This window comes from Catellatospora sp. TT07R-123, assembly GCF_018327705.1.
In the GTDB taxonomy this organism is placed as follows: Bacteria; Actinomycetota; Actinomycetes; order Mycobacteriales; family Micromonosporaceae; genus Catellatospora.
In genome coordinates this window covers 3,859,127-3,874,343 of the sequence record NZ_BNEM01000001.1, presented here as the reverse complement: position 1 = coordinate 3,874,343, position 15,217 = coordinate 3,859,127, and the positions used below count along the sequence as shown (strand labels likewise).

Genomic DNA, 15,217 nt, shown 5'->3' with positions numbered 1-15,217 from the left:
GAGGACCCACGGGATCGGTGCGGGGCATCGGCGCGCGAAAAGGACGGCGGCGTCAGGCGCCGGGGCGCGTCTGCTCGTTGCGCCAGAGCAGCACGTACCCGAGGAAGGTGAACGCCAGGGGCGTGACCAGGGAGTTGTACCAGAGCGCGGCCACGAACGAGCCCGCGATCGCGGCCGTGCCCGCCAGCCCGATCGCCGACCGGTCGCGGCGGAAACGCCACAGCGCGTACCCGAAGAACCCGAAGTAGGTCACGGTCCCGACCAGCCCGTGCGCGAACAGCAGCTGCCACAGCTGGCCGTTGCCGCCGACGGTGAAGTTGCCGCAGCGCTCGCACGCCGCCGACTCGCCCACGGTGATCGAGTTGCGGCCGCCCACGGTGTTGCGGGTCGAGCCGAAGCCCAGCACCGGCGACTCGGTGAACCCGGCCAGCGCCCGCTCGGTGAGGAACATGCGTACGCCGTTGGACTTGCCGTTGTCCATGCGCCGCTCGACCACGTCGCCGAGCGGGGTGGCGGCCAGCGCCACGATCAGCCCGGCCCCGACCACGCCCAGCGCGATCAGGGAGCGCACCCGCCCGGCCAGCGCCTGGCGGACCGCGACGAAGACCGCCGTCACGCCCAGCCCGATCCACAGGCCCCGGTTGAGCGAGTGGACCACCGGGACCACCGACACCACCAGCGTGGCCACGGCGAGGATCCGGGTGCGCAGCGAGGTCCGGTACGCGAACGCGGCCACCGCGAACCACACCGCCAGCAGGCAGAAGTTGTTGCCCCACGTGTTGGTGTAGCCCCACGGCGCGGCGGGGCGCGGAGCCGGGTCGCCGACCAGGTCCATGATCTGCGCCGCGTACGGGTGGACCAGCGACTTCACGAAGCTCTTGCCGCGCACCCCGTCGGGCAGCAGCAGCTCGAACGGCGAGGTGAACTCGAACGACCCCGCGAACGTGCCCAGCAGGCCGCCGGCCACGGTCACCGCGAACAGCCAGCCCAGCAGGTTGACCAGCCGCCGCTGGGTCAGCACGGCGGTGGACAGGTTCCCGGCGTAGACCAGCAGGATCGTCAGGGCGGCGTACTGGACCAGCCGGAACGCCACCGCCGTGATCCGGTCGCCGAACCCGGCGACGACCGTCCCCTCCGGGTCCACGTCGAGCACGGCCAGCCCGGCCACGACCGTGGCGCAGAACGCCAGCCAGAGCCAGAAACCCGGGGGCAGCCGCACCGGCCGCCCGGCCGCGTGGCGGCGCCACAGCTGCACCGCCATCGGCACCGCCGCGAGCGGGAAGACCAGCACGCCCAGGCCCAGCGCCCACCACAGCGGGTACAGCGCCAGCAGCAGCGTCAGCGGCCAGCCGGGTCCGAGCAGTGACCGGGCCCCGGACCGGGCCGGCAGCGAGCTGACCGGCATCGACGTGACAGGTATCGACGTGACCGGGGCGATGCCGTCGGCCCGCCTGGACGGTCCGCCGGTACGGAGGTCCGTCGCCGACTCGCCGACGGCGGTCACCGGGGGTGCGCCTCGTCGAGCTCGGCCAGCGCGGAGGCGTCGACCGGCGCCAGCATGATGGTCTGGTCCTCGCCGCGCGGCTTGTGGCCGTTGGTGTGCGGGTCCGGCTCGGCCGAGGCGGTCTCGACGAGCGCGGGCTCGGACGCGGTCGCGGGCCTGCGCCGGACGCGGCGCGGCAGCTTGGGCATGACCACGCCGCCCAGCAGGATCGTGCCGACCCGGCGCAGCTGCTCGGCCGCGTCGGCGACCTGCGGGCGGCGGGTGCGGCGCAGCTCGACCGCGACGATCGCCGCGTCGGCCAGGCTGGCCAGGCTCTGCGCGTCGGCGCTGGCCGCCGTCGACGGGGCCTCGATGACCAGGTAGTCGGCGTGCGCGCGCAGCGTCGCCACGATGTCGCGCAGGGCGTGCGACTGGAGCATGCCCGCGGCGGTGGCGGTGCCGCCGGTGGTGATGACGTGCAGCGACGGCGTACGGGCGGCGCGCTGGGTCGCCTCGGCCAGGTTGACCCGGCCCGCGAGCAGGTCGGACAGCCCCGGCGTCGGGGCCACGCCGAGCAGCTGCGCCAGCGGCGCGCTCTCGGCCATCGTGTCCGGCACCTGCGCGCCGACCAGCACGACCTCCGCGCCGGTGCGGGACAGGGCGGCGGCCAGGTTGGCCGCCACCAGCGTCGCGGCCGGGCCGCGGCTGGCCCCGGTCACCACCACGACCTGCTCGCCCGGCTTGAGCGCGGCGACCACCTCGTTGCGCAGCCGGTTGAACGCCCGCCCGCCCGGGCTGAACGGAGTGAACACCTCGGTGCAGGTCTTGCCCTTGCCCGGCACCGTGCCCAGCACGTCGACCCCGGCGCGGACCAGGTCGCGGCCGCCGTGCACCCGCCGGTCCAGCCGCTGGCGCAGCGCTGCCAGGCCGAGCCCGGCGAGCAGGCCGAGCAGGGCGCCCGCGGCGTAGTTGACGGCCGGGTTCGGCTTGACCGGGTTGCTGGGCACCCGGGCCTCGCGGATGATGACGCCCGCGTTCACGGTCTCGGTGGCCAGCGAGTTGACCTTGTTGTTGAGCTGGTTGATCTGGTTCACCGTGGTGTCGCGCTGGCTGTCCAGCGAGGCGTACGCGCTGCTGTTGGAGTGCAGCCCGCCCAGCTTGCCGTTGATGTCGGTGAGGTCGTCGCTGAGCTCCTTGAGCTTGGCGCGCAGCGCGTCGGCCTGCCGGGTGAGCTCCGCTTTGGCGTTGCCCTCCCGGTTGGCCAGGTACGACTGCGCGAACGCGTGCGCGCCCGCCTGGGCCTGCAGCGGGTCGCCCGCGGTGAACTCGACCTGGAGCACCGACGTGTTCGGCGGCACCTCGACCGAGACCGAGGCGGCCAGCACGTCCACGTCGTCGCGGTGCAGCAGCTTGGCCGCCCCGGCCACCACCGGGGTGGAGCGCAGCAGCTGCGCCTCGGTGTCGAGGTTGATGTCGTCGCGGGTGCGGCCGCCGGAGACGTTGGCGTCGAGCCCGGCCGGGCGGACCAGCACCGAGGCGTCGGAGACGTACTCGCGCGGCAGTGACTGGTTGTATGCGGAACCGGCGGCGACCCCGAGCGCGGCGAGCAGCATGGCGAGCCACCAGTGCCTCCGCAGCATGCCCAGGTAGTCGGTCATGTCGTACGACGAGGGGGGTGACCCGGCGTATGTCGCGTCCACGGCGTGGGCCCTTCTGGCGGCGTTGGCGTCCGGTGGAGTCAACGGTCCGGGTGGGGCGACGTAACTGCGCATATTGCCAGATAACCCGACAAAATGGTGTTATCGCAGCTAGAAGGCCATGTACGGGATGAAGATCGCAGCGCTGCGTTCTTGCCGAAAAGCTCCCAAACCTTCCTAAACGGATATGATGCCCAGAAGGATACGCACAACTGGACATAAATCCTGCTCGCGTACCGGGGGCTCAGGAAGGGGCGAAGCGATGAGCAAGACCCGCATCGGCATCGCGATCACCGTAAGCATGTCCGTACTGGCGTCGGCCGTGCTGCTCGGCCTGCTCGGCGGGGCCCTGGCGCCTCCGCCGGCACGCGTGTCGGTCGTCGAGGACGCCTACACCCTGAGCACCACGCCCACCACCGGATCCGGCCGCCAGGTCTACCTGACAGCGGGCGGATACAAGGGCGGAGCGGCGGTCAGCTACCTGAAGTTCCACGTACAGCTGCCCGCGGGGCGCCGCCCCGACCGGATCTGGCTCTGGCTCGGCCGCCACAGCGGCACCCTGCCGCGCCTGGTCGAGCTGTCGCAGGTGCCCGACACCCGGTGGCGGCAGAGCACGCTGACCGCGGCCACCGCACCCCGGCTCGGCACCGTCGTCGGCTCCGTCGCCCCCGGCCGGTACGACCGCGCCGTCGCGTTCGACATCACCCGGGTCGTCAACGGCTCCGGCTGGTACGCCTTCGCGGTGACCGCGCCGACCGGCAACCAGCTCGCCTACTTCGTCGCCGCCGAGGCCGGGGCCACCACCACCGGCCCGCCGACCATCACGTTCGAGTGGAACACCGCGTCCAGCACACCGGCCACGGCCTCGGCCACCGCCTCGGCCACGGCCACCGCCACCGCCACCGCGTCAGCGACCCCGTCCGCCAAGCCGACGCGGACGGCTCGCCCGACCGGCGCGCCCACGCGCACGTCCGAGCCCGGTGCCGAGCCGTCGCGGTCGTCCGAGCCGACTGCCGACCCGTCGCGGTCGTCCGAGCCGACTGCCGACCCGTCGCTGTCGCTGCCGCCGTCGCCCGAACCCGGCGACGATGCGCAGCCGTCGGCGGACCCGACCGAGCCCAGCCCGGACCCGAGCAGCAGCGAACCGGCCGAGGGCCAGCCGTCGGCCAGCGCCGCGCCGGACCGCGACACCGACGACCCGTCCGACCCCGACCCCGACCCCGAACCCGGCCCGGCGACCTCGGCCGACCCGGTGGACCTGCCAGAGCCTTCCGCGATGCCGACCGTCACGCCGTGGCCCGACGCGTCGTACTCGCCCAGCGAGCAGCCCTGGCCATCGGACTCGCCGAGCGCGTCTCCGTGGCCGGCGGGCGACCCGCTGCCGTCCGCCTCACCGGTCGTGGATCCATGGCCCTCCGCCGACCCGTGGCCCTCCGCCGACCCGCTGCCGTCGTCCTCGCCGGTCGTGGATCCGTGGCCGTCGACCGGCGACCAGCCGGACCCGTCCGCCTCGTCGTCCGAGCCCGGCACGGCCGATCTGCCGACGCCGCCCGCGGCGGACCCCGGCACCGACCCGCAGCCGGGCACCGACCCCGCGCCGACCGGCGGACCCGGCACCGATCCCACCGCCGAACCTGAGCCCGGCACCGACCCGACCGCCGAGCCCGACCCGACCACCGCGCCCGACCCGACCACCGAGCCGAGCACTGACCCGACCGCGGAGCCGGACCCGACCGCCGAGCCCGACCCGACCGCCGAGCCCGACCCGACCGCGGAGCCGCAGCCCAGCACAGATCCGGGCACCGAGCCGACCGCCGAACCGCAGCCCGGCACCGAGCCGACCGCTGAGCCGCAGCCGACCGCCGAGCCCGGCACCGAGCCGAGCACCGAACCGGCGCCGAGCACCGAACCGACCGCTGGACCGACTGCTGAGCCGCAGCCCAGCCCCGAGCCGAGCGTCGAGCCGGCGCCGAGCGCCGAGCCCAGCACCGAGCCTGGCACCGAGCCCGGCACCGAGCCGAGCCCGGACCCGACCGTCGCGCCGAGCGGCGAGCCGAGCCCCGGCACCGAGCCGAGCCCCGGCACCGAGCCCAGCGGCGGGCCGACCACCGAACCCAGCCCGTCGACCGATCCCGGCACGCCCGCGGACTGCGTGATCGGCGCGAACCTGGTGCCCACCTGCGGCGCGCTGTGGGGGGTCGCCGCCGGGGCGCACACCCGCCAGAACCGCGTCGAGGCGCTGTACGAGTTCGAGCGGCGCACCGACCGCCGCCAGGTCATCTACCACGCGTACCACCGGGGCACCGAGCTGTTCCCGACCGCCGAGGAACTGGCCATCACCAAGGACCCGCAGCAGCGGCGCATCCTGTTCCTCAACTGGAAACCGCGCGAGGCGAACTGGGCGCAGATCGCCGCCGGCGACCGGGGCACCGAGGCCTACCTGGACCGGCTGGCCGCCCACATCAAGGGCTCGCTGACCGACCCGTTCTTCTTCACGATGAACCACGAGCCGGAGAACGACGTGGTCAACCGGCCCGGTTCGGGCATGACCGCCGCCGACTACGCCGAGGCGTTCCGGCACGTCGTGTTCGGGCTGCGCCAGCGCGGGGTGACCAACCTGGTCTCGGTGATGTGCTACATGGCGTTCGTGCCGTGGAACGTGAAGGGCTGGTTCGAGCAGCTCTACCCCGGTGACGACGCGGTCGACTGGATCGCCTGGGACACGTACGCCTACAGCGACCCCGGTTACGGGTACGGCGACTTCGCCGAGATGATGAACCGCACCTCCGGCAGCCGCCGGGACTGGCCCGGCTTCTACAACTGGGCCGCCACGTCCTTCCCGGACAAGCCGCTGATGCTCGGCGAGTGGGGTGTGTGGCACTCCGCCCGCAACCCGCAGCACCAGGCGGAGTTCTTCGACTCGGCCCGGCTCCAGCTGGAGTCGTTCCCGCGGCTGAAGGCGCTGGTCTACTTCGAGTCGCCCAGTGCCGAGGGGCGCAGCTCGATGATCGACGACACTCCGGCCGGGCTGGCCTCGTTCCGGCAGTTCAGCCAGCACCCGGCCTTCGACATCTACACCGGCCCGGCCGGTCGCAAGAGCTAGCGGGGATTGATCCAGCCTTCGTCGGCGAGGTACGCGAGTACCTCGCCGACGGCGTCGTCGATGGTCCCCGCCGAGGTGTCGAGGGTCAGCTCGGCGTCGGCGGGCACCTCGTACGGGTCGTCGATGCCGGTCATGCCGGTGAGCTGGCCGGCGCGGGCGCGGGCGTACAGGCCCTTGCGGTCGCGCTGCTCGCACACCTCCAGCGGGGTGGCCACGTACACCAGCACGAAGTCGGCCCCGGCGGCCACCGCCATCTGCCGCACCGTGGCGCGGGCGCTGGCGTACGGCGCGATCGGGCAGGCCACGGCCAGGCCGCCGTGCCGGGCCACCTCGGCGGCGACCCAGCCGATGCGGCGGATGTTCAGGTCGCGGTCGGCCTTGCTGAAGCCCAGCCCGGCCGACAGCTCGCGGCGCACCACGTCGCCGTCGAGCACGGTGAGGCTGCGCTCGCCCGTCTCCAGCAGCGCGTCGGCGACGCCGCGCGCCACCGTCGACTTGCCGGAGCCGCTGAAGCCGGTGAAGAAGAGGACCAGCCCGCGCTGGCGGCGCGGCGGGCGGGAACGGGTCAGCTCGCGGGCGACCGCGGGCGGGGTGTGCCATTCCGGCAGCGGCAGGCCGTCGTCGAGCAGGCCCGCGATCTCCTCGTCGGTGAGCGCGATCCGCTCGAATCGCTCGGGGACCTCGTCGCGGTCGCGCCACTGGCCGTCGCGGCTGTCGTAGACCAGCTCGCGGGGGATGAGCACGCGCGGCCCGGCTCCGGTCATGGCGCCGGGGGTGCCGAGCAGGTGGGTCACCCCGTACGCGGCGGCGACCTTGGCGCGGACCAGCGCGTCGGTGATCTCGTTGCCGCGGTCGACCAGCGGCACCGCCACGATGATCGGGTCGGGCATCCGGTCGCGGGCGGCCAGCACGCAGCGCACCAGCGCCTCGGAGGTCAGCCCGGCCGGGCCGGGCGAGCCGACCGGCACCAGGATCACCAGCTGCGCGTTGAGCTGCCGCGCGGCGTGGTTGAGCTGCGCCAGTTGCGGGCGGTGCAGCGGCCGGTCGGCGAAGTAGCCGAGCACGCGCTGCGCGGTGATGCGCCCGTGGACCCGCTCGGTGGGCACGCGCAGGCGTGCGAACGGGGCCCGGCCGCCGTCACCGGTACGGGTGACCGGCCCGGCCACCCCGGCCCAGCCCTCTCGGCTCGGCCACACCTCGGTCACGTCCAGCCGCGCCACCGGGGCGCCCTCCGGGTCGGTGAGCAGCAGCGGCGGCGCGTCGGCGACGTCGATGCCGTCGAGCATGCCCGCGGGCACCTCCAGCCGCACCGGCAGCGGCCAGGGCCGCCCGTCGCTCAGGCGCGCCGTCTTGGCCACCGACCGCAGGTCGTCACGGCCCAGGAAACCGCCCAGCGGGGCATACGCACCACTGAGCAGCAGCTCCAGATCGGACAGCTCGGTCGGGTTCGGCGTCCACGACGGCGCGCCTCGCAGCACCTCGTCGCCGACCACCCGCTCGCTCCGCTCGCTCACGACCGCTCCCGCCTCCCCGACTTCCGCCCGGTCCACTCCTTCGCGCCCACTCGCGTCGTCGCGAGACTAGCGCCCCTCCGTGACCGACAGGTGACAAGTGTGGCAGCACGCCGCACCCGGGTCGAGTGCACCCGCTGGGAGAAGAGTGTGAGTTGTGTGGAGGGGCGCCCGGTGCAGCTCAGCCGGTGTTCCGCATGCCGGCCGCGATGCCGTTGACGGTCGTCAGCAGCGCCCGCTCCAGCGTCGGGTCGGTGGTGGGGGCGCGGCGGCTGCCCGGCGCGGTCGCGATCGCCCGCCCGGCCAGCCCCGCGTCGCGGTACTGGCGCAGCAGCGCCACCTGCAGGTGGTGCAGCGGCTCCAGGTAGGTGTCGCGCACGGCCAGGGTGCGGCGCAGCACCGGCTGGGCGTCGAGCAGGGCCGGTTCGCCGGTGATGGCCAGCACCTCGGCGACGCTGCGCTCGTACTCTTCCTCGATCGTGCCGAAGATGTGGCGCAGCGGTTCGGGCACCAGCGTCTGCACGTACCCGCGGGCGATGGTCAGGTCGGTCTTGGCCAGCATCATCTCGACGTTGGACAGGAACGTGCGGAAGAAGTCCCAGCGCTCGTGCATCTCGCGCAGCCGGTCCGACAGCCCCGCCTCGCGGGCGGCGGCCAGCCCGGTGCCGACGCCGAACCAGCCGGGCACGATCTGGCGCGTCTGGGTCCAGCCGAACACCCACGGGATCGCCCGCAGGCCGCCCAGGCCCGCCCCGGAGTCCGGCCGCTTGGCCGGGCGGGAGCCGATGTTGAGCGCGCCGAGCAGCTCCGTCGGCGTCGCCGCCCAGAAGTACTCCGGCAGCTGCTCGTTCTCGACCAGCTCGCGGTACTTGCCGAAGGCCGCGTCGGAGACGGTGCTCATCGCCGCGTCCCACTCGGCCAGGGCCTCCTCGGGCTGGCGCGGCGCGGTGTGCAGCAGCGTCGCCTGGAGCACGGCCGCGACGGTCAGCTCCAGGTTCTCGCGGGCCAGCGCGGGCAGCGTGTACTTGTCGGAGATGACCTCGCCCTGCTCGGTGACCTTGATCGCGCCGTCGAGCGTGCCGTACGGCTGGGCCAGGATCGCCTCGTGGGTCGGGCCGCCGCCCCGGCCGACGGTGCCGCCGCGGCCGTGGAACAGCCGCAGCCGCACGCCGTGCTTGGCGGCGATGTCGCGCAGCGAGCGCTGCGCCTTGTGGATGGCCCACTGGCTGGTGGTGATGCCGGCCTCCTTGTTGGAGTCGGAGTAGCCCAGCATCACCTCCTGCACGTCCCCGCGCGCCCGCACGATCGCCCGGTACGGCGCGAGGCTGAGCAGCTCGTCGAGGATCTGGCCGCCGGCCTGGAGCTCGGCGACGGTCTCCAGCAGCGGCACGAACCCGATCGAGGCGCGCGGCGCGTTCGGGTCGACCAGTCCGGCCTCCCGCCCCAGCACCGCCGCCGCGAGCACGTCGTCCACGCCCCGCGTCATCGAGATGATGTACGACTCGACCACGTCCTCGCCGAACAGCTCCTGCGCGGAGCGGATCGTGCCGAACACGTCGAACGTCTTGCGGGCCGCGTCGGTCAGCGGGCTGTCCGCGCTGGACAGCGGCCGCCGCCCGGTCAGCTCCTTGGCCAGCAGCGCGATCCGCTCCTGCCGCCCGAGCATGGCGTAGTTGTTGACCTCGCCGACCTGCGCGTAGAGCTGGGCCAGCACCGCGTGGTGGGCGTCGGCGTGCTCGCGCACGTCCATCACGGCCAGGTGCAGGCCGAACGCGCTGACGGTCCGGATCGCCGAGGCGAGCCTGCCCACCGCGGTGAGCTGACCGGCGTTGCGGGCCAGCGACGCGCGCATCAGCTCCAGGTCGGCGATCAGCTCCCGGGTGCCCAGGTAGTCGCGGCCGGGCACGTGCGCGGTGCCCGCCGCCAGCCGGGCGCGGGTGTTGGTGAGCTTGGCGCGGATGCAGCGCGCCTTCAGCCGATACGGCTCCTCGGCGTTGACGCGGCGGAACCGGTCGCTCACCTCGGGCAGCGCGTCGAGGTCCTTGGCCAGGCTCGCCGACAGGTCCAGGGACACGCCCCGGATGCGGCGCGACACGGACACCTCGTTGATCAGCTCTTCGAGCGCGGCCTCGACCGCGCGGATGCCGTGCTCGTGCTGGAGCAGCAGCACGTCGCGGGTGACCGCGGGGGTGACGTACGGGTTGCCGTCGCGGTCGCCGCCGATCCAGGTGCCGAACGTCAGCGGGCGCGAGGTCGGGGCGGTCTCCACCCCGAGCCGCTTCAGCGTCTCGGCCAGGTCGTCGAGCACCCGGGGCGCCGCGTCGTCGTAGAGGTCGCGCAGGTAGTAGACGGCGTTGCGGGCCTCGTCGGTCGGGTCCGGCCGGTCCAGCCGCAGCTCGTCGGTCTGCCAGAGCAGGTCCAGCACCTCGGCCAGCCGGTTGTCGCGCAGCGACGTCTCGCCGTAGAGGGCGTTGGCGGAGAATTCGGCGTCGAGCTCGTCGGCGATGGCGCGCAGCTTGGTCAGGATCGACCGGCGCGCGGCCTCGGTCGGGTGCGCCGTGAACACGGGCCGGATCGCCAGGCGGCGCGCGGCGGCCGCGATCTCGCTGGCCGGGACGTTGCGCTCGGCGATCAGCTTCGCCGCGCCGTCGAGCCAGCCGCCGTGCACGGCGCGGCGGCGCCGCAGCTCGCGGGCCCGGTGCACCTGCTCGGTGATGTTGGCGAGGTGGAAGTAGGTGGAGAAGGCGCGGGCCAGCAGGGTGGCCGTGGAGACGTCGAGCGCGCCGAGCTTGATCGCGGCGGACTCGGCGTCGCTGCGCACGAGGGCGCGGACCTCTTCGACCAGGTCGAGCAGGCCGCGGCCCTCCTGGCGGGCCAGGGTCTGGCCCAGCAGCGTGCCCAGGCGGCGGATGTCGGCGCGGAGCGCGGCGTCCGCGACGTCGGCGGCCTCACCGGCGGCGTCGAGTTCCGGATCGTAGGTCAGCTCAGTCACCGCTGGTCCTTCCGCGTGTCCCTCTTCGTGCAGTGAAGGACGACGCTGTCCGACTGAACTCTAGCCCGCAGAGCCGCCGGTCGGCGGTGTGACGCGGGCCATCCCACATTGCGCGATCATTTCGCCGACACCCGTTCCGAGATCGTCGGCTGCGGTCACATCGTCCACTCCGACGATGCGTTCTGGCCGCAGACGACGATCATCACCAAGACCGGCCAGCGGTAAACGGCGCGGTGCGGCCGGGGCCGGGGAGTAGGGTGGGCTGCGTACCCCGCACCGTTCTGGCTGCGGGGCAATTCGGCGTGGCCGAACGTGGAAGGCGCAGATGAACCTCACCGGACTCCTCGATGCCGCACTCACCGACCCGGCGCTGGCCCGTACCGCGCAACTGGCCCGGACCGAACCCGAGCTGGACCTGACCGCGCCCGCCTCGGCCCGGCCGTTCCTGGTCGCCGCCGCGGCCGCCGCGCGCCCGCTGCTGGTGGTGACCGCGACCAGCCGCGAGGCCGAGGACCTGGCCGACGCGCTCGGCGCGTTCGTCGACCCGGACACGGTCGCGGTCTACCCGGCCTGGGAGACGCTGCCGCACGAGCGCCTGTCGCCGCGCTCGGACACGGTCGGCCGCCGCCTGGCCGTGCTGCGCCGCCTGGCCCACCCCGGTGAGGCGGGGCGGTTGCGCATCGTCGTCGCGCCGGTGCGCAGCGCGCTGCAACCGCAGCTCAGGGGCCTGGGCGACCTGAACCCGATCGATCTGCGGCCGGGCAGCACCGCGCCGCTGGACGAGCTGACCCACACCCTGCACGACCTCGCGTACGCCCGGGTCGACCTGGTGACCAAGCGCGGCGAGTTCGCGGTGCGCGGCGGCATCCTCGACGTCTTCCCGCCCACCGACGAGCACCCGTCCCGGGTCGAGTTCTGGGGCGACGAGGTCGAGGAGATCCGCACGTTCGCCGTGGCCGACCAGCGGACCATCGACAAGGTCGACCGGCTGTGGGCGCCGCCGTGCCGCGAGCTGCTGCTGACGCCGGACGTGCGCGCCCGCGCCGCGCGGCTGGCCGCCGACCATCCGGCGTTGGAGGAGATGCTCACCAAGCTGGCCGAGGGCATCCCGGTCGAGGGCATGGAGTCGCTGGCCCCGGCCCTGCACGCGGGCGGCGACAGCATGGAGCTGCTGCTGGACTGCGTGCCCGGGGACACGCTCGTGCTGCTCGCGGACCCGGAGCGGATCCGCACGCGCGCCCACGACCTGGTCCGGACCTCGGAGGAGTTCCTGGAGGCGAGCTGGGCCGCGGCCGCCGTCGGCGGCAAGGCCCCGATCGACCTCGGCGCCGCCGCGTTCAAGACCCTCGCGGAGGTACGGCAGCACGCCGCCCAACTCAAACTGTCCTGGTGGACGGTGTCCCCGTTCGGGCTGGTCGAGACCGAGCGCCCCGGCGGCGCCGGCGAGCCGTGGCTGGACGCGGCGCCGGTGCAGGTCGCGCCGGACACCGCCACCGTGCTGAGCTGGGCCGCGACCCAGCCGCCGGTGTATCACGGCGACACCGCGAAGGTGATCGCCGACCTGCGCGGCTGGCTGGCCGAGGGCTGGCGGGTGGCGCTGGTGTTCGAGGGGCACGGCCCGGCGCAGCGCTCGGTCGAGGTGCTGCGCGACGCGGGCCTCGGCGCGTCCCTGATCGCAGAGGTCACCGACGTACCCGAACCTAACCAGGTCGTCGTCTCGTGCGGGCCGCTGCGCCAGGGCCTGGTCGCGCCCGGGGCGAAGCTGGCCGTGGTCACCGGCGCCGAGATCTCCGGCGGCCGCGGCACCGGCACCCGCGAGCTGGGCCGGATGCCCTCGCGCCGGCGCAACACCATCGACCCGCTGGAGCTGCGCGCGGGCGACTTCGTGGTGCACGAGCAGCACGGCATCGGCAAGTACGTCGAGCTGGTCCAGCGCAAGGTCAACGGCGCCGACCGCGAATACCTCGTCATCGAGTACGCCTCCAGCAAGCGCGGCCAGCCCGGCGACCGCCTGTTCGTGCCCACCGACGCCCTGGACCAGCTGTCCCGCTACGTCGGCGGGGAGCAGCCGACGCTGCACAAGATGGGCGGCGCCGACTGGCAGAAGGCCAAGGCCCGCGCCCGCAAGGCGGTCAAGGAGATCGCCGCGCAGCTCATCCAGCTGTACGCGGCGCGCCAGGCCGCGCCCGGTCACGCGTTCGGCCCGGACACGCCCTGGCAGCGCGAGCTGGAGGACGCCTTCCCGTACCAGGAGACCCCCGATCAGCTGTCGGCGATCGAGGAGGTCAAGGCCGACATGGAGAAGACGGCCCCGATGGACCGGCTGATCTGCGGCGACGTCGGCTACGGCAAGACCGAGATCGCGGTACGGGCGGCGTTCAAGGCGGTGCAGGACGGCAAGCAGGTCGCCGTGCTCGTCCCGACGACGCTGCTGGCCCAGCAGCACTACAACACGTTCTCCGACCGGATGGCGCAGTTCCCGGTGGTGCTGCGGCAGCTGTCGCGCTTCGCCACCCCGAAGGAGGCCGAGGAGACGCTGGCGATGACGGCCGACGGCCGTGCCGACATCCTCATCGGCACGCACCGGCTGATCCAGAAGAGCACCCGCTTCAACAAGCTCGGGCTGGTCATCGTCGACGAGGAGCAGCGGTTCGGCGTCGAGCACAAGGAGCGGCTGAAGGAGCTGCGCACCAACGTCGACATGCTGAGCATGTCGGCGACGCCGATCCCGCGCACCCTGGAGATGTCGATCACCGGCATCCGGGAGATGTCCCAGATCACCACGCCGCCGGAGGAGCGCCACCCGGTCCTCACCTACGTCGGGGCGTACGACGACAAGCAGGTCGCCGCGGCTATCCACCGCGAGCTGCTGCGCGACGGCCAGGTGTTCTACCTGCACAACCGGGTCGAGACGATCGACAAGGCGGTGCGGCGCCTGCGCGAGCTGGTGCCCGATGCGCGCGTGGTCGCCGCGCACGGCCAGATGGGCGAGGACGCGCTGGAGAAGGTGATGGTCGGCTTCTGGGAGAAGGAGTACGACGTCCTGGTCGCCACCACGATCATCGAGTCCGGCATCGACATCCCGAACGCCAACACCCTGATCCTGGAGCGGGCCGACCTGCTCGGCCTGGCCCAGCTGCACCAGATCCGGGGCCGGGTCGGCCGCGGCCGCGAGCGCGCCTACGCCTACTTCCTCTACCCGCCGGAGAAGCCGCTCACCGAGCAGGCGCACGAGCGCCTGGCCACGATCGCCCAGCACACCGAACTCGGCGCGGGCATGTACGTGGCGATGAAGGACCTGGAGATCCGGGGCGCGGGCAACCTGCTCGGCGGCGAGCAGTCCGGCCACATCGAGGGCGTCGGCTTCGACCTGTACGTCCGCATGGTCGGCGAGGCCGTTCAGCAGTTCAAGGGCGGCGGCAACGGCGAGGAGGAGGCGGCCGAAGTCAAGATCGATCTGCCGGTCGACGCGCACCTGCCGCACGACTACATCGACTCCGAGCGGCTGCGCCTGGAGATCTACCGCAAGCTCGCCTCGGCCCGCGACGAGGTGGCGCTGAAGGAGGTGGTGGCCGAGCTGACCGACCGGTACGGCGAGCCGCCCGCCCCGGTGGCCAACCTGGTCGCCGTGGCGAAGCTGCGCCTGGCCGTGCGGCAGTACGGCCTGACCGAGATCTCGATGCAGGGCAGGCACATCCGGTTCAGCCCGCTGGAGCTGCCCGACTCGCGGCAGCTCCGGCTCAAGCGCTACCACCCCGACGCCGTGTACAAGCAGACGGCGGCGCAGGTCAGCGTGCCCGTGCCGACCAACCGCCGGGTGGGCGGGGAGCCGCTGCGCGACCAGCAGCTGCTCGACTGGTGCGTGCAGCTGCTCAAGGACGTGCTGGGGTCATGACGCTGCGCTGGACCGTGGTGGACGACACCCCGATCGGCCCGCTGACCTGCGGCGTCGACGACCTCGGGCTGTGCGCGCTCCAGTTCGGCGCGCAGCCGGTGCCGGTCGACGTGGACCGGCGGCTCGACGTCGTGGCCGAAGAGCTGCGGGCGTACTTCGCGGGGGAGCTCGTCGAGTTCACGCTGCCGGTGTCGGTCCGGCGCGGCAGCGACTTCGAGCGTGCCGTGTGGGCCCAGCTGTCGCGCATCCCCTACGGGGAGACGCTGACCTACGGCGAGGTGGCTCGCGCGGTCGGCCAGCCTGACGCCGCCCGAGCGGTCGGGGTGGCCTGCAACCGCAACCCGGTCGCGGTGGTGGTCCCCTGCCACCGGGTGGTCGGCGCGGGCGGCAAGCTGGTCGGCTTCGGCGGCGGCCTGCCCCGCAAACGCCACCTCCTCGAACTGGAGGCCCGCGTCCGCATGGAACACGACTGGCTCTCCTGACCCGCCCCGCCCAGCGGCGTTCCAAGATCAGCCAAGTTGCCGGGCAATCGGGCG

At 73.5% G+C, this 15,217-nt stretch carries 7 protein-coding genes; 3 read left to right on the top strand and 4 right to left on the bottom strand.

Annotated features, from left to right (window positions below):
• Positions 1-52: 52 nt before the first annotated feature.
• The gene (locus Cs7R123_RS16530) at positions 53-1,504 is read right to left on the bottom strand and encodes an O-antigen ligase (RefSeq protein ID WP_244871864.1); all 1,452 of its coding nucleotides are present in this window, start codon (positions 1,502-1,504) and stop codon (positions 53-55) included.
• Positions 1,501-3,183 carry a Wzz/FepE/Etk N-terminal domain-containing protein gene (locus Cs7R123_RS16525; RefSeq protein ID WP_244871863.1) on the bottom strand — a complete coding sequence of 561 codons (1,683 nt, stop codon included), beginning with the start codon at positions 3,181-3,183 and terminating at the stop codon, positions 1,501-1,503. Before Cs7R123_RS16525 ends, Cs7R123_RS16530 begins: the two co-directional genes overlap by 4 nt.
• 259 nt (positions 3,184-3,442) lie before the next feature.
• Here Cs7R123_RS16525 and Cs7R123_RS16520 point away from each other — a divergent pair, with 259 nt between their 5' ends.
• Positions 3,443-6,283: a hypothetical protein gene (locus Cs7R123_RS16520; protein ID WP_212827529.1), complete on the top strand. Its 2,841-nt coding sequence runs from the start codon at positions 3,443-3,445 to the stop codon at positions 6,281-6,283.
• On the opposite strand, the gene cysC is transcribed toward Cs7R123_RS16520, so the two are convergent.
• Positions 6,280-7,797 carry an adenylyl-sulfate kinase gene (gene cysC / locus Cs7R123_RS16515; RefSeq protein WP_212827528.1) on the bottom strand — a complete coding sequence of 506 codons (1,518 nt, stop codon included), beginning with the start codon at positions 7,795-7,797 and terminating at the stop codon, positions 6,280-6,282. The two genes, Cs7R123_RS16520 and cysC, sit on opposite strands and share 4 nt — an antisense overlap.
• Positions 7,798-7,975: 178 nt before the next feature.
• Positions 7,976-10,777, bottom strand: a complete 2,802-nt coding sequence (gene ppc, locus Cs7R123_RS16510; RefSeq protein ID WP_212829212.1) for a phosphoenolpyruvate carboxylase — start codon at positions 10,775-10,777, stop codon at positions 7,976-7,978.
• A gap of 334 nt (positions 10,778-11,111) precedes the next feature.
• Here ppc and mfd point away from each other — a divergent pair, with 334 nt between their 5' ends.
• Positions 11,112-14,681, top strand: a complete 3,570-nt coding sequence (mfd, locus tag Cs7R123_RS16505; RefSeq protein WP_212827527.1) for a transcription-repair coupling factor — start codon at positions 11,112-11,114, stop codon at positions 14,679-14,681.
• Positions 14,678-15,163, top strand: coding sequence for a methylated-DNA--[protein]-cysteine S-methyltransferase (locus Cs7R123_RS16500; protein WP_212827526.1), 486 nt, complete (start codon positions 14,678-14,680; stop codon positions 15,161-15,163). Before mfd ends, Cs7R123_RS16500 begins: the two co-directional genes overlap by 4 nt.
• Positions 15,164-15,217 lie beyond the last annotated feature (54 nt).